Origin of the sequence: Nonomuraea sp. NPDC050540, from assembly GCF_044457485.1 — a bacterium.
GTDB lineage: Bacteria > Actinomycetota > Actinomycetes > Streptosporangiales > Streptosporangiaceae > Nonomuraea.
Genome location: NZ_JBITHA010000001.1, coordinates 162,173 through 182,840, shown reverse-complemented (window position 1 = coordinate 182,840; position 20,668 = coordinate 162,173). Strand labels below are relative to the sequence as shown.

The window sequence follows — 20,668 nt, the reverse complement described above, 5'->3', positions numbered from 1 at the left end:
GAGGGGTTGACCGTTTCCCGATGGATGGGCGACGCCAGGAAACGACCGCGTTCGGCGCGGAACTACGCAGGTGGCGCACGCTTCGCGGGCTCTCGCTGACCACGCTGGCCGAGCGGGTGCACTACAGCAAGGGCTACCTGAGCAAGATCGAGAACGGCGGCAAGCGGCCCACGCCCGAGCTGGCGCGCGCCTGCGACCGCGCGCTCGAAGCCAACGGCGCCCTGGAACGGCTGGCCCCGCCCAGAACCGGCGGCGGCGACGAATGCCCCTACCCGGGCCTCGACGCCTTCGGCCCCGGCAGCGCCCACTGGTTCTTCGGCCGTGAGGAGGCGACCGCCGAGCTGACCATGCGGCTGGCCGCCAGGATGGACGGCGGCGGCCCGCTCGTGGTGGTGGCGCCGTCGGGAGCGGGCAAGTCCTCGCTGCTCGGCGCCGGCCTGGTGCCCGCGCTGGCCCGCGGCGCCCTGCCCCGTGCGGGTTCCAGCGAGTGGCCGGTCGTTCTGTTCACCCCGACCGCCCGGCCCATGGCCCGCCTGGCGGAGATCCTCGGCACGGACGGCCGGCTCGTGCTGGTGGCCGACCAGTTCGAGGAGGCGTTCACGCTCTGCCGCGACGACGCCGAACGCGACCTGTTCGTCCGCACGCTCAACGAGCTGGCCGTCTCCGGCCGGGCGCTGGTCGTGCTGGGCCTGCGCGCCGACTACTACGGCCACCTGCTCGCCCACCCCGAGCTGGTGGCGGCGTTGCGCGGCGGCCAGCTCGCGCTCGCGCCGCTGACCGAGCGGCAGCTGCGCGCCGCCATCACCGAACCCGCCAAGGCCGTGGGCCTGAGCCTCGAACCCGGCCTGGCCGACCTGCTTCTGCGCGACGGCGGCGAGCCCGGCACGCTGCCGCTGCTTGCCCACGCCCTGCGCGCGCTGTGGCAGCAGCGCGAGGGCGGCGTGCTGACCGTGGCCGGCTACCACCGCACCGGCGGCATCCACGGCGCCGTGGCCACCACCGCCGAGGACCTCTACACCGGCTTCGACGACGCCGCGCGCGAGGTGGCCAGACGCCTGCTGCTGCGGCTGGTGCAGCTCGACCCCGACGGCGGCCAGACCCGCCGCCGGGTCCCGCTCGGCCTGATCTCGCCCGCCTGGCGGCCGGTCCTGGACGCGCTGGTCGGCGCCCGCCTGCTGACGGCCGACGAGAGCGAGGTGTCGATCGCCCACGAGGCGCTGCTGGGCGCCTGGCCGAGGTTGCGCGACTGGATCGAGACCGACCGCGCGGGCCTGCAGACCCGGCGCAGGCTGGGCGAGGCGGCCCAGGCGTGGCGGCAGGCGGGCGACGACGCCTCGTTCACCTACCGGGGCGCCTCGCTGGCGGTGGCACGCGAGTGGGCGGCCGCGCATCCCGACGAGCTCGGCCCGCTGGAGGCGGAGTTCGTGCGCGCGGGCGAACACGAGGAGCGGCGTGCCGCGAGGAAACTGCGCCGCCTGGTCGCGGCGCGCACCGCGCTGGTGGTCGTCACGGCCATGACGGCCGGCGTGGTGGTCTGGCAGGTCGGCGACGCCAGGGCCGAGCGCGACGAGACGCTCTCGCGGCAGGTGGCCGCGGTCGCCGGTTCCGTGCGCCCGGGAAACGCGCCGCTGGCGGCGGGCCTGGCGCTGGCGGCGTGGCGGCGGGCCGAGACCCCCGAGTCGCTGGGCGCGCTGATCGGCTCCAGCGGCTTCCCCGCCGGGAGCCGGTCGAGCGCGGGCGCGGGGCGGGTGACGGTCATGGCCGCCAGCGCGGACGGCTCCGCCGTGGTGACGGGCGACTCGGCGGGTGAGGTGTGGCTACGCCGTACGGGAGACCCCGCGCCGGGCCGTACCGGAGACTCCACGCCTGGCCGTACCGGAGACCCCGTGCTGCCCCGCACCGCAGACTCCGCGGTACGGCTGGCCTGGGACCTCGGCCGGATCACCACGGCGGCCTTCCGCCGGGACGGGCGGGTCGTGGCGGTCGGCGGCGAGAAGGGCGTGCGGGTCTGGCGGGTCGGCAGACCCGAGCCGATCGCCACCCACGCGGCCTCCGCCGTCACCTTCCTGGGCTTCGGCGGCGAAGACGGAGAAGCCGTGGTGGCGGGCACCGGCGAGGAGACCTTGACCTGGAAGGCCGCCACCCCGGAGCGCACGAAGCGGACGGACCGGCTCGTCGGCCTGACACCGGACGGCCCGATCGGCACCGACAGGCGGGGCACGCTCTTCGCCCTGAGCCCCGATCACGCCACCCTCGCCGCCGCGGACGGAGACCGGCTGTGGCTGGTCGACCGCGAGTCCGGCCGGGCCAGGGAACTGCCGACCACCGGCGGCTTCATCTACTCGCTGGCCTTCAGCCCCGACGGCCGGCAGGTCGCGGCGGGGACGAGCGCGCCCGGGGTGCGCCTGTGGAGCACCGCCGACGGCGCGCTCCTCACCGATCTCCCCCACCCGGCCGAGGTACGGGCGCTGGCCTACGGCGGCCGCGACCTGCTGGCCGGGGTGGCCGGCGGGGAGGTGTTCCGCTGGGCGATGCCGCTGCCTGCCCCGCGCGTCCACCCCGGCGAGGTCATGGCGGTGACCTCGGACGAGCGGGTCATGGCGACCGGCGGCAAGGACGGCGGCGTCGGCCTGTGGACTCTCGACGGCGCCCCGCTGGGCACGGCCGGGGAGCATGACGGCCAGGTCAACAACCTCGTCCTGGCCGGCGGCCTGATGGCCTCGGCGAGCGACGACGACACGGTCGGCGTCTGGGACGTCTCCCGGCCGGGCGGCCCGCGCCTGCTCGGCCGGTTCACCGGGCACGACACCGACGTGGTCGGCGCCGCCCTGAGCCAGGACGGCCGGATCGGCGCGAGCGTCTGCGAGAACGGGCACGTGCTCCTGTGGGACCCGGCGACCGGGAAGCGGCTGGGCGAGCTGCCCGGCGTCGACGGCGTGACCGACGTGATCCTCAGGGAGGACCTGCTGGCCGTCGGCGACGCGGAGAACAACGTGCAGATCTGGGACGTCGGCCACCCCGACGCGCCGAAGCGGGTCAGGGTGCTGAAGGGCCACACCGGATACTCCGACGACCTCGACTGGCATCCGGGCGGCCGGTACCTGGCCAGCGCCGGGCACGACGGCGCCGCGCTGGTGTGGGACCTGTCGCTGGCCGAGGACACGCCCGTGGCCCGGCTGACCGGCCACACCGGGATCGTCAGGAGCGTCTCGTTCGACTCCGCGAGCGGACGCCTGGCCACGATCGGCACCGACGGGACGTTGCGCCTGTGGGAGCAGCACCGGCTCCAGGCGGTCTGGCGGGCCGCGGGCGCCGCGCTGCGCTTCCTGCCCGGCGGGCGGCTGGTGTCCGGCGGCCACGACGGCCTGCTCCACCGGTGGACGCTGGCTCCGGAGCCGGTGGCCGCGCGCATCTGCGCGCTCGACCCCACTCCCGTCAGCGCGCGGGAGTGGAGCCGGCACGTCTCCGACGGCTCCTACGCCCCGGTGTGTCCCGAGCGCGACTGAAGGATCAGGTCGGCGCCCTTCTCGCCGATCATGACGGCGGGCGCGTGGGTGTGGCCCCGGTTGAGCGTCGGCATGATCGAGACGTCCACGACGCGCAGCCCTTCGAGACCGCGCACCTTGAGCGCGGGGTCGACGACGGATTCGGCGTCGGTGCCCATCCGGCAGGTGCCGACCGGGTGGTAGAGCGTCTCGCCGCGCTCGCGTACCCACTGGGCCAGTTCTTCGTCGCTCTCCGGCGCCCAGTAGGGCGACATGGGCCCGCCCGCGTAGGGGCGCATCGCGGTGGTGGTGAAGACCTGCTTGGCCGCCTTCAGCCCGGCGACCAGGCGCTTCACGTCGGCCTCCTGGGTGAGGTACCCGGGGTCGATGGCCACCTCTCGCCCGCTCAGCGAGACCCGCCCGCGGCTTTCCGGCTGCAGCAGCACGACGCCGACGGTCAGCCCGTGCCCGGTCGGCGGGGTGAGGCCGTGGTCGATGAACGGGCCGGGCGCGAAGATCAGCTCGATGTCCGGCGCGGGCTCCTCCGGCGAGGTCTTGATGAAGGCGACCGCCTCCCCCACGTTCGTGGTGAGCATGCCGGAGCGCAGCACGATGTAGCGGACCAGCTGCACCAGCGACTCGGCCTTGACCAGCGTGACCGGCTGTTTGGACTCGACGTAGACGCCGGTGGACAGGTGGTCCTGCAGGTTCCTGCCGACCTCGGGCAGGTCGTGGACGAGCTCCACCCCGGCCTCGCGCAGGTCCTCGGCCGCGCCCACGCCCGAGCGCAGCAGCAGGTACGGCGAGCCGATCGCCCCCGCCGACAGCACGACCTCCCGTCTGGCCGACACCCGCACCCCGCCGTGCTCGACCCCGACGGCCCGGTTGCCCTCGAACACCACGCGGTCCACGGTCGCGCCGGTGAGCACGGTGAGGTTGGGCCGCTTGAGCGCCGGGCGCAGGTAGGCGTCGGCCGAGCTCCAGCGGCGGCCGCGGTCCTGGGTGACCGGGGTGGGGCTGTAGCCCTCGTTGACGCGCTCGTTCAGCTCGCCGAGCCGGCGCATGCCGAGCTCCTGGCAGGCCTTGAGGAAGGCGGCGGTGGTGACGTTGGGGCTGCGCAGCTCGGAGATGTGGAGCGGTCCCGCGGTGCCGTACACGCCGCCGTTGTTGCTGCCGACGCGGTGCTCGGCCTTCTTGAAGTACGGCAGGACGTCGTTGAAGCCCCAGCCGGGGACGCCCCACTGGTCGTAGTCGGTCGCGCAGCCGCGTACCCACATCTGGGCGTTGAGCGAGGAGGAGCCGCCGATGACCCGCCCGCGCGGCCAGTAGAGCTCGCGCCCGGCCATCTCGGCCTGTTTGGTGGTGGTGTAGTTCCAGTCGTACTCGGTCTTGAACAGCGCCTTGAACCCGGCCGGCATCCGAATCTCGAGCTTGTCGTCCTGGCCGCCGGCCTCGACCAGCGCCACGGTCACGCCCGGATCGGCCGACAGCCTGTTGGCCAGGACGCACCCGGCCGAGCCCGCTCCGACGACCACGTAGTCGTACTCCATGACCCCTCCGAACGGTAAGTAACCTGGTACTTGCCTACCCCAGGGGACAGATCCCGTCCATACGCAGTTGTGACCTCAGTTACCTACCGGTCGGTATGCATCGCCTGCTTAGATGGCGGCAAGCCGGCCCGAGGGAGGAAGCTCTTCCATGCTCAACTTGTCGATCGTCCTGGAGGACAGCGCGAGGAACGCGCCAGACAAGACGGCCATCGTCTTCGGTGATATGCGACTGCCGTACTCGATGGTCGACAACGTGGCCAGCCAAGTGGCCAATCTGCTGGTTTCGCGGGGCATCGGCAAGGGGGACAAGGTCGCGCTGGCCTGTCCGAACCTGCCCTATTTCTCCTTCATCTACTTCGGCATCCTCAAGGCCGGCGCCACCGTGGTGCCGCTGAGCGTGCTGCTTCAGGGCAGGGAGATCGCCTACCACCTCGCCGACAGCGACGCCAAGGCGCTGTTCTGCTTCGAGGGAACGCCCGAGCTGCCGCTGGGCGCGCGGGGCAAGGCCGGGTTCGAGGCCACCGAGGGCTGCGAGCACTTCTTCGTGCTGCCCGCCACGGCGCTGGCGACCGAGTCGGAGCATGGCGAGTCGATCTGGGCGGCGCTGGGCGGCATGTCCAGCGAGTTCGCCACCGTGCAGACGGCGCCGGACGACACCGCGGTGATCCTCTACACCTCCGGCACCACCGGCCAGCCCAAGGGCGCCGAGCTGAGCCACCAGAACATGCTGGTCAACACCATGGTCTGCGACAAGATGTTCCCCAGGAGCGACGGGGGCGACGTCTACCTGGGCGTGCTGCCGCTGTTCCACTCCTTCGGCCAGACCGTGATCCAGAACACCGGCTTCCTGCGCGGGGCCACGATGGTGCTGCTCCCCCGCTTCGAGCCGGGCGACGCGCTGGCGATCATGCGCAAGGAAGGCGTGACGTTCTTCGCCGGCGTGCCGACCATGTACTGGGCCATGCTCACGAAGATCCACGCCGACGGCGCCGACGTGCCGACCACGCTGAACGTGGCCGTCGCGGGCGGCGCCGCCTCGCCCCTCGAGGTCCTCAACGACTTCGAGAAGACGTTCGGCATCGGCATCCTCGAGGGTTACGGCCTGTCGGAGACCTCCCCCGTGGCCAGCTTCAACCAGCTCGGCCGGCCCACCAAGCCGGGCACGATCGGCACGCCCATCTGGGGCGTGGAGATGAAGCTCATCGACGCCGACTGGAACACGGTCGGCGGCGAGGGCCCCGGCGAGATCGCCATCCGCGGCCACAACATCATGAAGGGCTACTACAACCGGCCCGAGGCCACGGCAGAGGTGATGAACGACGGCTGGTTCCGCACCGGCGACATCGCCACCCGCGACGCCGACGGCTACTACTCCATCTTCGACCGGGCCAAGGACATGATCATCCGGGGTGGCTTCAACGTCTACCCGCGCGAGGTCGAAGAGGTCCTCATGTCCCACCCGGACGTGTCACTGGTGGCCGTGCTCGGCGTGCCGCACGAGTCGCACGGCGAGGAGATCAAGGCGTACGTCATCCGCTCGGCCGGCTCGGCGATCACCGAGGACGAGCTGATCTCCTGGTCGAAGGAGAACATGGCGGCCTACAAGTACCCGCGCAGCGTCGAGTTCCGCGACGAGCTGCCCATGACCGCCTCCGGAAAGATCCTCAAGCGCGAACTGCGCTGACCCACCGGCCCGTACGGCTCGCGCCCTCCCCCCTGAGGCGCGAGCCGTACTCGTGTCTAGATCCTCGCCAGTTCCTCGCGCATGGTGCCGAGACCCATCGGGCCGAGGTCCAGCGCGGCGGTGTGCCAGGCCTTGAGGTCGAAGCCGGGCCTGGCCTGCGCCTCGGCCCGCGCCTCCAGCCAGGCGCGCTCGCCCAGCTTGTAGCAGATGGCCTGGCCGGCCCAGCCGAAGTACCGCAGCACCTCGGGGTGGACCTTGTGCGCCTCGGCCCTGCCGCGCTCGCGTAGCACCTCGCAGGCCTTCTCGAACGTCCAGCGCGAGCCGTCGGGCAGCGGCAGCTCCAGGTGGACGCCGATGTCGATGACCACGCGGGCGGCACGCAGCGCGGAGGCTGCCAGCATGCCCAGCCGGGCGCCGGGGGCGGTCAGCCAGCCCAGCTCGTCGGCCAGCCGCTCGGCGTACAGCGCCCAGCCCTCGCCGTGGCCGCCCACCCAGGACATCTTGGCGTAGCGGGAGAGCTTGTCACCGGCGACGGCGACCGCGCCCAGCTGCAGGTGGTGGCCGGGTACGCCCTCGTGGAAGACCGTCGTCAGATCGCTCCACGTGGCGAACTTCTCCCGCCCGCCGAGCGGCCACCAGGTCCGTCCCGGCCGCGAAAGGTCCTCGCTGGGCTGCGTGTAGTACGGCGCGGCGGACGTGGACCCCGGCGCGAGCACCACGTCGACCGTGCGCAGCTGCTCGGGGATGTCGAACTGGGCGCCGTTGAGCGCGGCGATCGCCCGCTCGTGCTGGTCCCTCAGCCAGGCCAGGTACGCGTCGGGGCCGACCACGTACTCGGTGGAGTCCAGGTGGGCGGTGGCCTCGTCCACGGTGGCGCCGGGCAGGATGGCGCGGGCCTCCGCGGCCATCTCCGCCTCGATGCGGTCGAGCTCGGCCCAGCCCCAGGCGTAGGCGTCGCGCAGGTCGATCTCGTCGCCGAGCTGCATGCGGGCGGCCACGGCGTAGCGCTCGGGCCCGACGGCGTCGCGCTCGTCGGCCCGCGGCGCGTACTCCTCGCGCAGGTAGCGCGCGGTCTCGGCGTAGCCCCGGTAGGCGCTGCGCGCGGCCTCGGCCAGCTCGCCCGCGACCGGGCCGTCGCCGTAGCCCGCGATCAGGTCGTCGTGGGTGCCCGCGAAGCGCTCCGCCTGGTCGGCGGCGCCGAGCGCCTGCCGCCGCGCCGCGCGCAGCCCGCGCTCCAGGCCGACGTCGAGGGTGGTGCGCCAGCCGTTCAGCATGCCGGGGACGGCGGCCAGGCGCGCGGCGATGGCGCGCCACTGCTCGTCGTCGTTGCGCGGCAGCAGGTCGATGCTGTCCCTAAGCCCGGAGACGAGCCCGAAGGGCGAGCTGACTTCCCGGTACGGCCCGCCGATCGCGTAGACGGCGGCCTGCGCCTCCAGCCGTTCGCGCAGGTGGGCCGCGGCCCTGCGGTCGGCGTCGGAGGACGGGGCCAGGCGGCTCAGCTCGGCCAGGGTGTCGCGGACCAGCTCCTGCCTGGCCTCGTGGCCGTCGGGGCTGTAGTCGGTGGCCACGCCGAAGTCGCCGACGATGCCCAGGTAGACGGATTCGACGGGGTCCAGGGCCGCCGCCCTCAGGATGTACTGCTCACACAGGCGGAAGATTGCGCTCACCCAGGCACAATAGCCACATTTCCTTCATTTCGCGGGGTCGGGATATCTTCCTTGGAGCAGTAGTTGCAGAAACGCCTTGTCTGCTACGTTGCAGAGATGTCAACGGACCCTAGCAAGATCTTCCGGCGCTATCTGAGCGCCGGCGTGATCAACGCGCTGGCCACGGCGGAGGCGGCGGGACTCAACGCCACCGACTACTACGCGCTGAACCTGCTCGACCTGTCCGGTCCGCTGACCTCCGGCGACCTGGCCGTCGGCACCGGCCTGACCACGGGCGCGACCACGCGCCTCATTGACCGGCTGGAGAAGGGCGGGCTCGTGCGCCGCGTAACAGACCCTGCCGACCGGCGCAAGGTCATCGTGGAGTCGGTGGCGCGGCCGGAGGGGCTGGAACAGGTGCTCGCCGGGACCCGGCGGCGGCTCGGCGAGGTGTTCGAGGCGATGACGGAGGGGGATCGGGCGGTGCTGTTCCGCTACTTCACCCAGGCCGCCGACGCCTACCAGGCCGCCACCGAAGAACTCCACCACCCCCGAACCCCCTGACCCACCCCCATCTCCCGCATTCCCCCGCCCCGCCGAGCTTTCCGACCTCCTCAGCCCCCCGGACTCCCGCGCCTTGCCTCCACCCCCTCCCCCCGGGCACCCGGCCTCCGCCCCACCGGGCCACACCGGCCTTCCGGGCTCCCGGTCTCCGGGTCTTCCGGCTCCGCCGCGCTTTCTGGCCGACGGCCTCTCCGACCGGCTGTCTCCCGGGATTGCCGCTTTCTCCGGGTCCGAAATTTCCGGCGTCTCCGCCCCTCCCAGACCCCCGAAACCCCTAGCTCCGGGCTACCCCGGCTTTCCGGCTCTTCCGGGCTTCTCCCCCCAGATCCAGGTGTCTGGGGGGTGGCGGCTCAGAAGGGGTGTCAGCGGGAGGTGGGCAGGAGGGGGAAGGAGGGCTGGGCGGACTTGAGGACCGCGTCGGTGCCACAGGAGGCCTTCAGCAGGAAGGAACCCAAGGCCGGGTCGATGTCGTTGGGCAGCATCTGCCCGTTCTCGTCGAAGCGCTGATACTTCATGAGGTTCATCCCGAACGACACCTGCCGCCGCCCGTCCTCGCTGATCAGCGACTGCGTGCCCATCCCGAACACCCCGCCGTCATGCCCCCAGAACCGCCCGCACGGCAGGTCCAGCGGATACAGCCCCAGCCCGTAGTCCATGGCGAACCCGCCCACCGCCACCTTCACCGTCGTCTTCATCTGGGCCAGCGACGCCGGCCCGATCAGGTCGCCACGCAGCAGCGACCGGTAGAAGGAGTTGAGGTCGTCCATGGTCGAGACCAGGTTCCCCGCGACTCCGGCCCACGACATGTTGTAGACGCTGTAGTCGCGCGGCGGGTCGATCCAGCCGTACATGTTCTCGTAGGCCTTGGAGTGCGCCCCCCGGATGTACGGCGAGCGCGGGAAGGCCGTCTCCCGCAGCCCCGCCTTCCTGATCACGTGCCGGGTGATGTAGTCCTCGGGATTCGTCCCCGTGACCTTCCGCAGCACCAGCCCGGCGATCACGTAGTTGGTGTTGGAGTAGGAGCCCGGCTGGGCGCCCGGCTCGCCGTACGAGGGAGCGGCGAGGCCGAGCTTCACCAGTTCCTCGGAGGCGAAGGTGCGGAAGCGGTTGTCGTCCAGGCTCCTCGGCGAGCCCTCCAGGAGCGACGGGAACGCGCCGGCGACGTGGTCGGAGATGCCGCTGGTGTGGTTGAGCAGCATCCGGATGGTGACCTTGTGGCCGCGTTCGCCGGGGATGAGGCCGGGCAGGTAGCGGGCCACCGGGGCGTCGAGGTCGATCCGGCCGCGTTCGACCTGCTGGAGGACGGCCACGGCGACGAACGTCTTGGTGATGCTGCCGATCCGGTGGCTCAGGCCGGGCCGTACCGGACGACGGGTCTCCACGTCGGCCACACCCGACGCGCCCGCCCATTCCTGGCGGCCGGCGCGCGCCTGAGCGTAGATGCCGTACATGCCCGCGGCGTGGACGGCGTCGAGTGACTGCCTCAGCTCGCGCCGGTCGAGCTCGCCCGTGGCGGCCGCGGCCGGTGCGCCGCCGAGGTACAGGGCCGCGGCGACGGCGGCGACGGTCGCGATCAATGGTCGTCTCATGAGATTCAGCATGATCGTTGGGCGCGGGCGCGGTTAGTCCGGCGCGTCACCGGCTGGGGATGACAACTGTCATGTCCAGGTGAAGCGGGTGGCGTCCTCGGGGAGGCTGTTCCAGGCGAGGACGCGTTCCGGCCGCAGGGTCCAGACTTCGGGCAGGAACGCGCCGTAGCCGTATTTCTCCTTGTCGGCGGCCTCCAGGCGGCGGGCCAGGTCCGGGCCGGGAGTGGTCCAGGTGGCGGCGCCCTCCACGATGACGGCCGCGGTCGCGTTTTCCAGGTGGACGCAGGCGTGGCCGTTCGCGCGCAGATTGCGGATGTGGACGGTCTGGTCGCCGCCGCTGAAGTAGAAGGCGTCGGCCACCCACAGCCCGTCGACCGGGACGACGTGCGGGCGGCCGTCCGGACGCGCCGTCGCCAGCCAGTAGCTGGGGGCGGCCCGGAGCTTCTCCCGCACCTCGCCCCAGGTCAGGGTGATGGTCTGCGGCTGGGTGCGATACCCGTCGGGCAGGTCGAGTACTTCGGTCCTCGGCTCCATGGCCCGAGTATGCGCGTCAGCTGTCCGCCCGGCGGTTGAAAACCGAACGTGCCCAGAAATATCCGGCCAAGGCCCCGGCCAGGCACCAGGCGATCGCCACCAGCCACTGGCCGCCGACGGGCCGGCCCATGAGCAGAGCGCGCAGCGTGCCGATGATCGGCGTGAACGGCTGGTACTCGGCGAACCACCGCAGCCCCGCCGGCATCGACTCCGGCGTCACGATCGCGTTGCCCAGGAAGGGCAGGAACTGGAACGGCAGCCCGATGTTGCTCGCCGTCTCCGCGCCCTTGGCGATCAGCCCGAACGCGGCCGAGATCCACGTGATCGCGAACGCCACCAGCAGCATGAGCCCGATCACCCCGAGCCAGCCCAGCGGCCCGGCCGCCGGCCGGAACCCGATCAGCAACGCGACCAGCGTGACCAGCACCACGCTGATCATCGTCTGGATGACGCTGCCGACCACCTGCCCGGTCATGACCGAGGCCCGCGAGATCGGCATCGTGCGGAACCGGTTGATGATGCCCTCGGTCTTGTCCACCGAGACCGAGACCGCCACGACCACCGAGCCGGACATGGTGGCCATCATGAGGATGCCGGGGGTGACGAAGTTGACGTAGTCGCCGGTCGCCAGGCCCTTGCCGATCGCCCCGCCGAAGACGTAGACGAACAGCAGCAGCATGAAGATCGGGATGAACGCCACCGAGAGCGTCATGTTCGGATACCGCTTGGCGTGCAGCAGGTTGCGCCGCAGCATCGTCATCGAGTCGCGCATGGCGAGGGTCGTCGAGCTCATCGGAGGGCTTCCTTCTGGGAGTCGTGGGGGTGGCCGGTCAGCGCGAAGAAGACGTCGTCGAGGTCGGGGGTGTGCACCGACAGCTCCTCCACCTCGACCGCCGCGCCGTCCAGCCGGTCGATGAGGGCGCGTAGCGCGCGGAAGCTGCCGTCGTTCGGGACCTGCAGCGTGAGCGCGTCCTCGTCCGCGCTCACCTCGCCCGCCGCCCCGAGCGCGAGCTCGCCCGCCCGCAGCGCGCGCGGGTCGGCGAAGCGCAGGCTCACGTGGCCGCCGGGAATGCGCCGCTTGAGCTCCTCCGCGGTGCCTTCCGCCACGATCCGCCCATGATCGAGTACGGCGATGCGGTCCGCCAGCTCGTCGGCCTCCTCCAGATACTGCGTGGTCAGGAAGATCGTGGTGCCGTTCGCGACCAGCTGCCGGATGATCTGCCACATGGTGTGGCGGCTGCGCGGGTCCAGGCCCGTGGTGGGCTCGTCCAGGAAGATGACTCGTGGGTCCCCGACCAGCGTCATCGCCAGGTCCAGTCGGCGGCGCATGCCGCCCGAGTAGGTGGTCGACACCTTCTTGCCCGCCTCGACCAGGTCGAAGCGCTCCAGCAGCTCGGCTGCCCTGCGGCGGCCCTCCTGCTTGGACAGGTGGTTCAGGTCGGCCATGAGGAGCAGGTTCTCCTCGCCGGTCAGATAGCCGTCGACGGCGGCGAACTGGCCGGTGACGCCGATGGACATGCGGATCTCGTCGGACTGCTTGGCCAGGTCGAAACCGTTGACCCGCGCTTCACCGGCGTCGGGCTTCTTCAGGGTGGCCAGGATCTCCACGGCGGTGGTCTTGCCCGCGCCGTTCGGACCGAGCAGGGAGAAGATGGTGCCGGCCGGGACGGTCAGGTCGATGCCGTCCAGGACCAGCTTGTCGCCATAGGACTTGCGCAGGCCGGTCACCGCGATGGCGGGTTGGGCATGGGAGGGCATGATGCCTCGTCTCTTTCGGACGTGTGGGTGTCGGGGGTCCTGCCCTGCCGGTTTCGGGCGCGCTCTGGCGCGCCGTGGCGGCGGTGCGGGAAATGTCGCGCGCGGCCTGCGGTCCCGGGAGCGGTCACCGGGCGGGCGTGCGGCGAGTGTCAGGTGATGTCGGGGTCGGGCGGTCAGGCAGGGCTCAGGTGGTCACCTCGTGGGGGTGCGGGTGTGGATGGCCGGGTTGCCGGTCAGGCGCGGCGGACGAGGATGTCGCCGTAGCCGGTCGTGGCGTGGACCTCGACCATGTCCTCCGCCTCGGCGGGGCCGTCGTGGGCGTCCAGCTGGACGCGCACGTCGCCGTACTGGGAGGAGACGTTCAGCCAGGCGGCCGTGCCCTTGCGGACGCCGACCTCCAGCTCGCCGTAGGCCGTGTCGATCACCGTCGAGCCGCGGACGATCTGGCCCAGCCGTACGTCGCCCGCCGCGGTCTTGGCGATCACACCCGACAGCGCACGCTCGACCTGGATGTCGCCGTAGGCGGTGTTCATCCGTACGTCACCGGATACCTGGCCGAGTGTGATGTTGCCGTTGGACGTCTTCACCAGAGCGGCGCCGTCGATCTCCCGCACCCGGATGTCGCCGTTGGCCGTGGTGATCTCGGCGGGCCCGCCGGCCCTCGTCACCAGGACGTCGCCGTCACCGGTGTGGATCTGGACCCGTCCGGCCTCGTCGACGTCGACGTCGCCCATCGACGTGGTGAACCGGCAGTCACCCAGCCGCCCGCGGCAGCGCACCTCCGCGTCGGCCTGCACCTCCACGCCGGACCCCGAGGGCAACTCGACCGTCACCTCGACCGAACCGCCCCACAACCACCACCAGCTGCGGCGGCCGGAGTCCTTGGACGTCTTCACGGTCAGCCTGCCGCCGGAGTACTCGACCCGGGTCTGCTCGGCGGCGCTGACATCGGACTCGTTGCCGGAATCGGCCGGGCGCACGTCGACGACCGTGTCGGTGCGCTCGCTCGCGACGATGCGGATATGGCCGGTGCCGATCTCGATGCTGGCCGAGATCGGTTCGTTCGTGTCGAACCTGGGCATGGCGCTGCCTCCTCTTGATACCTGCCGCCTCTGCTGCCCGTACGGCGGACCGATGCCGGCGACCGCCGCTCCCGTGCGGCGGGCCGATGGTGGTGGCCGCTGCCCTCACGTGCCCGTGCGGCGGCCGATGCCGGTGCGCGCCGCCCTCAGGTGCCGGTACGGCGGGCCGATATGACGACGGCGCCATGGGCGGCGCCGGGATGTGGGGTCAGCGGACCCAGCCGGTGTAGCGCTGGCCGCCGGAGCCCGCGTCCTTCGTTCCCCGGCCCCCGTGGTCGGGGTCGAGAGCCGCCGACACCGCGCGTACGAGCCAGGAGTTCACCGACAGCCCCTCTCGGGCGGCCGCCTCGTCGATGCGTGGTTTGAGATGGTCAGGAACCCGCAACGCCACCCGGGTGGTGCCGCCTTCGTCGGTCTCCGGCGGGCGTACCGGGCGGGCCTGGGCGGTGCCCGGACCCGCCTCCGTGTCACGTGGCGCCACGGGCGGCGGGGTCACGACGAAGTCCGGGTCACGTCCGCGCAGCCGTACGTCCACCGAGCCGGGGGCGAGCTCCCTGGTGATCTCGTTGGCGGCGGCCGACAGCGCCTCCAGCAGGGTCAGCCGGGCCGCCGACTCCAGCGACGCGATGAGGCGCTCGGCCGGCGCCCGGGTCTCCTCACCGCCGGCCTCGGCGGCGACCGCCAGCTCCCGGCGGAGGTGATCGACATATGGCGCGAGTTCCATGACACCACTATGACATGTCTATGGCACCAACTCAAGCGCTCATGGCACCATAATGGCACCATTCAAGGAAACGCCAGGTCAGGCAATCCTGCCACGCCTTGTCGCCCAGCCTCCGGCGAAAAGGAGTGGCACCGGCCTGCCGGGGGTGCGTTCCGGCTGCGCCTCTACGTGTCGGCTCGGGGCCCGATGCGGGCGGTGTCCGGCCCACGGGGCGGACGTCACGGCGGCCGGCCCCGCACGCTGGACGGCCGTTCCCCTGGACGGGGCCCGGCCACGGTCGGCGGGCGGGGTCTTGGCGGCCGTGCCGTAACGGAGAGAGGGAGATCAGAAGCGGGCCAGGTTCTGGGAGAACACCCGCGCGGGGTCATAGGCCTGCTTGATGGCGGCGAGGCGGGCGCGCGTGGCGGGCGGGTAGACGGCGGCGACGTCGGTGGGGCGGGGGTCACTGAAGAAGTTCGCGTACGCGCCCGAAACGTGCGGCTCCATCGTCTCCCACAGCGCGTCGTAGGCGGGCAGCCGCGCGGGGTGGTCGGCCGGAGTGCCGAGCAGGACCCCCAGCAGCATCGCCTCGCTGTCACGGTGCGCGAAGGCGGTGTCGTCGCCGCGTCCCATCGCGCCCCCGATCGCCCGGATCTCGCGGAACATCATCGGAATGTCCGCCGACACCCACGCGTCGATCAGCTCATCCGTCAGAACCGGGGCGAACCGGTTGCGGACCATGGGACGCCAGCCGGGCGGCAGTTCGGCGCTCTCCAGGACCTCGGCGTAGGGGATGGCCGAGATCTCCTGGAACGTCGGCTCGCCCAGGCGGGTCAGCGGCTCGATGACCGCGGGGTCGTCGCCCGCGTAGGCCGCCAGGATCAGGATCGACGGCGGCGCCTCCTCCCCGAACGCCGGGTACAGGTGCGCCGACGACGTCAGCTCCTCGCCCGCCTCGCGCACCACGTCCCGCCAGGCCTTGAGAACCGCGGCGGCGTCGGCGGCGGGGTACCCGACGCGGGCGAAGGTCACGGTCGTCTCCCGGCGGGCCCTGACCAGGAATGAGGTGATCACCCCGAACTCCCCGCCACCGCCCCTGACGGCCCAGAAGAGATCGGCGTTCTCGTCGGCGGCCGCCCGCAGCACCTCCCCGGCGGCGGTCACCACCTCGGCCTCGACCAGGTGATCCAGCGCCAGCCCGTACTTGCGGACCAGCCACCCGATCCCGCCCCCGACCATCAGCCCGCCCACGCCGACCGAGTCGGTGTCACCCGAGGAGATCACCAGCCCATGCGGCGCCAGCACCCGCGAGACCTCGCCCCACCGAGCCCCCGCGCCGATCCGCACCAGGTCATCATCCAGAACCTCGACGCCGTTGAGCCGCGCCAGGTCGATCACCGCCCCGCCGTCGTTGGTGCCGTAGCCGGGCACGCTGTGCCCGCCGCTGCGCACCGACAGCACCAGCCCGTCGCGCACGGCGTGCCCGACCGCCTCGGCCACAGCCGCGGCGTCGCGGGGGCGGACGACGCGCGCGGGCGCGCCCTCCTTGGAGAAGGTACGGCTGAGCAGCTCGTACCCCTCGTCACCGGGGCGGACGATCTCGGTGGCCAGCGTGTCGTTCGTCATCGTTGTTGCCCTTCCTGTCCGTGTTCTCCCTGACAGGTCGGAGCCGGTGACGCCCGCTCTACACGCACGGCCAAGATTCTTTCCGGGCATGGGAGGGTACGGGGCATGGTCTTCGGAGTCCGCGCGTTCGAACTGGCACTCATGCACCGCATGCGGGACCTCAATCCCGCCCGGGTCGAGGACGCCCTCGCCGACATGGGCGCCACCCGCGCCGAACTCCGCGAGGCCCACACCCTGTGGACCCGCACCGCCTACGCCGGCCGGGCGCCGAAGGGGGCGGGCCGGTTCCGGAGGGCACTGGGGCGGCCCGCGTTCGAGGGCGAACGGCCCATCGGCAGCCTGACCTGCGACGTGGTGCGGTGGGCGCTGCCGTACTGGCCGGGGCTGGAGTTCGAGCTGCTCGTCGGGCCGGGCGGAGAGATCTGGAACCAGTGGTTCGTCCGGCCGTCCGGTGACCGGACGCTGAGCTTGGCCGGCCTTGTGCCGTGGGAGTGCGTCGTGGCCGACGTCGGCGCGAGCTTCCCCGACGCCGTCCAGGAGGAGGGCGCCGCGCCCCACCACTGGGCCGTCTCCTTTCCGCAGTCCGGCGCCACCTACCGCGCCCGCTTCGTCTACGGCCTCCTGCAGTGCGTCGACCCCATCCCTTAGCGGTTAGGATACAACTGTATCCATACGGGAGATGGGGTCCATCATGCGCACACCTGATCGGCCGTCCGGCTTCAGCGACGACGCCGCCCGCGACAAGTTCCACGCCGTCTACGACCGCGTGCTCGGCGAGCTGTGGCCGGTGCCGGTGGACGCCTTCGACGTCGAGACCCGCGCGGGAAAGGTACGGATCCACCGGGCCGGGCCCGCCGAGGGCGATCCCGTGGTCCTCGTGGCCGGCGCCGGCGGGAACGCGCTGGCCTGGTACCGCTACATCGAGCCGCTGGCGCGCACCCGCCCGGTCTTCACCGTCGACCCTCTCGGCGAGCCGGGCCGCTCGGTTCAGACCCGGCCGCTCACGAACGGCGCCGAGGTCGGCGGCTGGCTCACCGACGTCCTGGCCGGGCTCGGAGCCGAGCGCGCACACATGGCTGGCTTCTCCTACGGCGGCTGGACCGCGGTGGAGCAGCAACTCGGCGAGGGCGGCCGGGTCGCGGCGCTGACGCTGGTGGACCCGGGCGGCTTCGCGCCGTTGCCCGGGCGGTTCGTCCGGTGGGCCCTCGCCGGGGCTCTAGCCTCCATGCTCCCCCGTCCGTTGCGGCACGGCATGGCCGGCGTCGTGAGCAACGGGGTTCTGCGCGAGGATGGGCTGGTGAGGCTGATGCGGGCCGGGTGGTCCTTCCGCCGGCGCCTGCCCGTGCCGCCCACCTACACCGACGAGCGGATACGCGAGGTGCCCGTGCCCGTCCAGATGCTGCTCGGCGCGCGCAGCGCGCTGCTCGACCCGCAGGCGGTGGCCGCGCGGCTGGCCGGCACCGCGCCGTCCTGGCGCGTGGAGATCGTGCCCGGCACCGGACACTCGTTGTCCGTCGAGGCGCCAGACCTGGTCATCGAGCGGATCCTCACCTTCCCCCAGCTAAAGGCAGGACACGGGCATGCCCCGACAGGTGGATCATGACGAGCGGCGGCGCCGGCTCACCGACGCGCTGCTGCGCATCGCCAGCACCCGCGGCCTGCAGGCGGTGTCGATGCGTGAGATCGCCGCCGAGGCCGAGGTCTCCCTGCGCGTCGTCCAGTACTACTTCACGAACAAGCAGGCCCTGCTCGAATCCGGCCTCACCGAACTGGGCGCCCGCATGGAGCGCCGGGTCAGGCAACGGACCGCCGCCGCGGGCGAGCTGACGCCCCGAGGCGTCTTCGCCGCCGTCCTCGGCGTGATCCTGCCGTTCGACGAGCAGAGCGAACGGGACTCCATGGCCTGGACCGCCTATTACACCGCCGCCCTCACCGACCCGGCACTCGCCGCGGTCGGGCTCACCCTGCCCAACGCGCTGGAGAACTTCCTCACCGTACGGCTGACCGCCGCCCAGCAGGCCGGGGACATCGCCCCCGATCGGGACCCGCGTACCGAAGTCGCCGGCCTCCTGGCCCTCGTCAACGGCCTGACCTCCAGCGTCCTCAGCCGGCAGCGCAGCCACGAGGCCGCCGTCGAGATCATCGACTACCAGCTGGACCGCCTGTTCGCCTCGGGCTGACGCGGCGGTTCGCGTTCACCCGGGCGGGCCCGCCCTGACGCGCTCCACCAGCTGTTCCATCGATCCCCGGTAGCCGTGAAGGTGTTCGAGCCACCAGGTGGCGCCCGCCTCGGCGTAAGCCCGTACCGACGAGCCGGGTTCGCTCACGCCGATGACCGCCACGTCGAGGTCGCCCGCGCCCGCCCGGCGCAGCTCACCGGCCTGGACGGCGAGGGCGTCGGGCGTGAGCGACATGCGGCCCTCCTGGTCGTCGGCCGCGACGATCCAGCCGTCCCAGCGGGCGGCCCGCCGGAGGGCGGCGGGAGCCGTGCCGCCGACCCACACCGGTACCCGCGGGCGCTGGAGGGGCAGGGGCGAAAGCCGTACGCCGTCGACGGTGTAGTGCGCGCCGCGGTGGCGCACCTCGTCGCCGGACCAGAGCGCGTCCAGCACGCCGAGCGCCTCGTCGAGCACGGCCCCGCCGGGACGCGCCTGACCGAAGGCGGTGAACTCCGCCGTCACCCCGCCCAGCCCGGCCCCCAGGATCACGCGGCCACCGCTCAGCCGGTCGAGCGTCGCCACGGTCTGGGCCAGCCGCTCCGGACGGTGCCGGGCCACGGCCGTCACCGCCGTGCCGAGCCTGACGCGCGAGGTCGCCTGGGCCGCGGCGGCCAGCGCCACCCACGGGTCGGCCGACGGCGTGCCCCAGGCGAAGGCCAGATGGTCCCAGACCAGCACCGCCTCCCACCCGGCGTCCTCGGCCTCCTGAGCCAGGGCGACCAGACGCGCCGGCTCCGCGAGATCACCGAGAATCGCGATGTCAATGCCGTACCGCATCCCCCGACCCAACCACCCGCCACCGACACTTTCCCGGTCCCGCACTTTCCCGGGGCGGACGGGACGGTTCGCGAGCAAGCCGACGCGGGATCATGCTCGACGAGAAGCACGAGATCACCGAGGTCGAGCCTGGTGGCGCCGTGAGGTGCTCCGCTGGAGCCAGGGTGGGCTCCAGCGGAGGCGGGCACGTCTACGGCCAGTCGACGGAGGGGCGGAGGGGGATGCCGGAGCGGCCCTCCTTGTCGAGCTTCACGCCCAGCACCTGGTGCAGCTGGACCTTGTTGCGTTCGAAGCCCACGATGCAGCCGGCCATGTACAGGGCCCACACCCGGGCCGTGCCCATGCCGACTTCCTGGACCGCGTCCTCCCAGTTGGCGTCGAGGTTGTCGCACCAGGCACGCAGCGTCTTGGCGTAGTGCTCGCGCAGGTTCTCCTCGTGGCGGATCTCGAAGCCGAGGTCCTCCATCTGCCTGACCAGGTAGCCCACCGACTCCAGCTCACCGTCGGGGAAGACGTAGCGGTTGATGAAACCGCCCTTGTTGAACGTCTTCTCCTTGCCGGTTGGCCGGGTGATGCAGTGGTTCAGGATGCGGCCGCCGGGGCGGAGCTTGCCGTACAGGAAAGAGAAATAGGCCGGTACGTTGGCCGCGCCGATGTGCTCGGTCAGGCCGATGCTGCTGACGGCGTCGAAGTCGCCCTCGGGGACGTCGCGGTAGTCCATGAAGCGGACTTCCGCCAGGTCCTCAAGGCCCGCCTCCTTGATGGCGGCCTGGGCCCATTCGGCCTGCTGCTTCGACAGGGTGACGCCCAAGGCCTTGACGCCGTAGTTCTTGGCGGCGTGCATGACCATGCCGCCCCAGCCGCAGCCGACGTCGAGCAGCCGCATGCCCGGCTTCAGGTCGAGCTTCTTGGCCACCAGGTCGAACTTGGCGAACTGGGCCTCTTCCAGCGTGGATTCCTGGGTGGGGTAGACGGCGCAGGTGTAGGCCATCGACGGGCCCAGGACCCACTCGTAGAAGCGGTTGGAGACGTCGTAATGGTGGTGGATGGCTTCGGCGTCGCGCTGCTTGGCGTGCCGGGAGCCGAGCTTGGCCAGCGTGCTCTGCCGCATCTCCTGCGGAGGCGGCGGGACACGCATCATCAGCGGCTTCATGCCCAAAGAGCGGACGGCCTCCACTTTTTCGGCAAGAGTCAGGTCGTTGGTGGTGATGTTCCACATACGGTCGAGCAACGTGTAGATGTCACCGTGCACATCGATGTGCCCCGAGACATAGGCACGTGCCAGACCCAGCTCCCCCGGAGCTTGAGCCAGGTACGCCACCGCGATGGGTGACTTCACCTCGATGGTGACGTCCGACCCGTCCGGCCCGGCCTTGCTGCCGTCATAGGCCAGGAACGAGATGTTCGACTTGGAACCGACGATTTTTTCAAAGATGGTTGCGAGCGCCATC

General features: G+C 71.8%; 17 protein-coding genes. 6 read left to right on the top strand and 11 right to left on the bottom strand.

The features are described 5' to 3' along the window. Window positions 1–20: 20 nt before the first annotated feature. Window positions 21–3,506 carry a helix-turn-helix domain-containing protein gene (locus ACIBI5_RS00900; RefSeq protein ID WP_397241833.1) on the top strand — a complete coding sequence of 1,162 codons (3,486 nt, stop codon included), beginning with the start codon at window positions 21–23 and terminating at the stop codon, window positions 3,504–3,506. Here the strand turns inward: ACIBI5_RS00900 and ACIBI5_RS00895 are convergent. Further along, entirely contained in the window at window positions 3,476–5,035 is a 1,560-nt protein-coding gene (locus tag ACIBI5_RS00895) for a GMC family oxidoreductase (protein ID WP_397241831.1), read from the bottom strand. The genes ACIBI5_RS00900 and ACIBI5_RS00895 overlap by 31 nt on opposite strands. A gap of 148 nt (window positions 5,036–5,183) precedes the next feature. On the opposite strand from ACIBI5_RS00895, the gene ACIBI5_RS00890 reads away from it, so the two are divergent. After that, the gene (locus ACIBI5_RS00890; RefSeq protein ID WP_397241829.1) at window positions 5,184–6,719 is read left to right on the top strand and encodes a long-chain fatty acid--CoA ligase; all 1,536 of its coding nucleotides are present in this window, start codon (window positions 5,184–5,186) and stop codon (window positions 6,717–6,719) included. A 56-nt stretch (window positions 6,720–6,775) separates the two neighbouring features. Here ACIBI5_RS00890 and ACIBI5_RS00885 read toward each other — a convergent pair whose 3' ends face one another. Then, entirely contained in the window at window positions 6,776–8,386 is a 1,611-nt protein-coding gene (locus ACIBI5_RS00885; RefSeq protein ID WP_397241827.1) for a DUF885 domain-containing protein, read from the bottom strand. 96 nt (window positions 8,387–8,482) lie between these two features. On the opposite strand from ACIBI5_RS00885, the gene ACIBI5_RS00880 reads away from it, so the two are divergent. Continuing rightward, a complete protein-coding gene (locus tag ACIBI5_RS00880) occupies window positions 8,483–8,929 on the top strand; it encodes a MarR family winged helix-turn-helix transcriptional regulator (protein ID WP_397241825.1) in 447 nt (148 codons plus the stop codon). Window positions 8,930–9,291: 362 nt separating this feature from the next. Here the strand turns inward: ACIBI5_RS00880 and ACIBI5_RS00875 are convergent, their stop codons facing one another. The 7 genes from ACIBI5_RS00875 to ACIBI5_RS00845 form a co-directional block, all read right to left on the bottom strand. Continuing rightward, window positions 9,292–10,518, bottom strand: coding sequence for a serine hydrolase domain-containing protein (locus ACIBI5_RS00875; RefSeq protein ID WP_397241823.1), 1,227 nt, complete (start codon window positions 10,516–10,518; stop codon window positions 9,292–9,294). 69 nt (window positions 10,519–10,587) lie between these two features. Then, window positions 10,588–11,052 (bottom strand): pyridoxamine 5'-phosphate oxidase family protein, encoded by a 465-nt coding sequence (locus ACIBI5_RS00870; protein ID WP_397241821.1) that lies wholly within the window; start codon window positions 11,050–11,052, stop codon window positions 10,588–10,590. Window positions 11,053–11,068: 16 nt separating this feature from the next. Further along, a complete protein-coding gene (locus ACIBI5_RS00865; RefSeq protein WP_397241819.1) occupies window positions 11,069–11,845 on the bottom strand; it encodes an ABC transporter permease in 777 nt (258 codons plus the stop codon). After that, the gene (locus ACIBI5_RS00860; RefSeq protein WP_397241817.1) at window positions 11,842–12,810 is read right to left on the bottom strand and encodes an ATP-binding cassette domain-containing protein; all 969 of its coding nucleotides are present in this window, start codon (window positions 12,808–12,810) and stop codon (window positions 11,842–11,844) included. Before ACIBI5_RS00860 ends, ACIBI5_RS00865 begins: the two co-directional genes overlap by 4 nt. A gap of 233 nt (window positions 12,811–13,043) precedes the next feature. Then, window positions 13,044–13,892 (bottom strand): DUF4097 family beta strand repeat-containing protein, encoded by an 849-nt coding sequence (locus ACIBI5_RS00855; RefSeq protein WP_397241815.1) that lies wholly within the window; start codon window positions 13,890–13,892, stop codon window positions 13,044–13,046. Between the two features lie 208 nt (window positions 13,893–14,100). Further along, window positions 14,101–14,616 (bottom strand): hypothetical protein, encoded by a 516-nt coding sequence (locus ACIBI5_RS00850; RefSeq protein ID WP_397241813.1) that lies wholly within the window; start codon window positions 14,614–14,616, stop codon window positions 14,101–14,103. Window positions 14,617–14,940: 324 nt separating this feature from the next. Further along, window positions 14,941–16,221: an FAD-binding oxidoreductase gene (locus ACIBI5_RS00845; RefSeq protein ID WP_397241811.1), complete on the bottom strand. Its 1,281-nt coding sequence runs from the start codon at window positions 16,219–16,221 to the stop codon at window positions 14,941–14,943. Window positions 16,222–16,326: 105 nt separating this feature from the next. Here ACIBI5_RS00845 and ACIBI5_RS00840 point away from each other — a divergent pair, with 105 nt between their 5' ends. Genes ACIBI5_RS00840 through ACIBI5_RS00830 form a run of 3 tightly spaced genes read left to right on the top strand, consistent with a single transcriptional unit; the run spans window position 16,327 to window position 18,401 of the window. Further along, on the top strand, window positions 16,327–16,869 hold the full coding sequence (locus ACIBI5_RS00840) for a hypothetical protein (RefSeq protein ID WP_397241809.1): 543 nt from the start codon (window positions 16,327–16,329) through the stop codon (window positions 16,867–16,869). Between the two features lie 43 nt (window positions 16,870–16,912). Next, the gene (locus ACIBI5_RS00835; protein WP_397241807.1) at window positions 16,913–17,824 is read left to right on the top strand and encodes an alpha/beta fold hydrolase; all 912 of its coding nucleotides are present in this window, start codon (window positions 16,913–16,915) and stop codon (window positions 17,822–17,824) included. Further along, window positions 17,802–18,401 carry a TetR/AcrR family transcriptional regulator gene (locus ACIBI5_RS00830; RefSeq protein ID WP_397241805.1) on the top strand — a complete coding sequence of 200 codons (600 nt, stop codon included), beginning with the start codon at window positions 17,802–17,804 and terminating at the stop codon, window positions 18,399–18,401. Before ACIBI5_RS00835 ends, ACIBI5_RS00830 begins: the two co-directional genes overlap by 23 nt. 15 nt (window positions 18,402–18,416) lie before the next feature. Here ACIBI5_RS00830 and ACIBI5_RS00825 read toward each other — a convergent pair whose 3' ends face one another. Together ACIBI5_RS00825 and ACIBI5_RS00820 are read right to left on the bottom strand one after the other, a co-directional pair. Then, window positions 18,417–19,217, bottom strand: coding sequence for an LLM class flavin-dependent oxidoreductase (locus ACIBI5_RS00825; protein WP_397241803.1), 801 nt, complete (start codon window positions 19,215–19,217; stop codon window positions 18,417–18,419). A gap of 190 nt (window positions 19,218–19,407) precedes the next feature. After that, entirely contained in the window at window positions 19,408–20,667 is a 1,260-nt protein-coding gene (locus tag ACIBI5_RS00820; RefSeq protein WP_397241801.1) for a class I SAM-dependent methyltransferase, read from the bottom strand. Between the last annotated feature and the right edge of the window lies 1 nt (window position 20,668).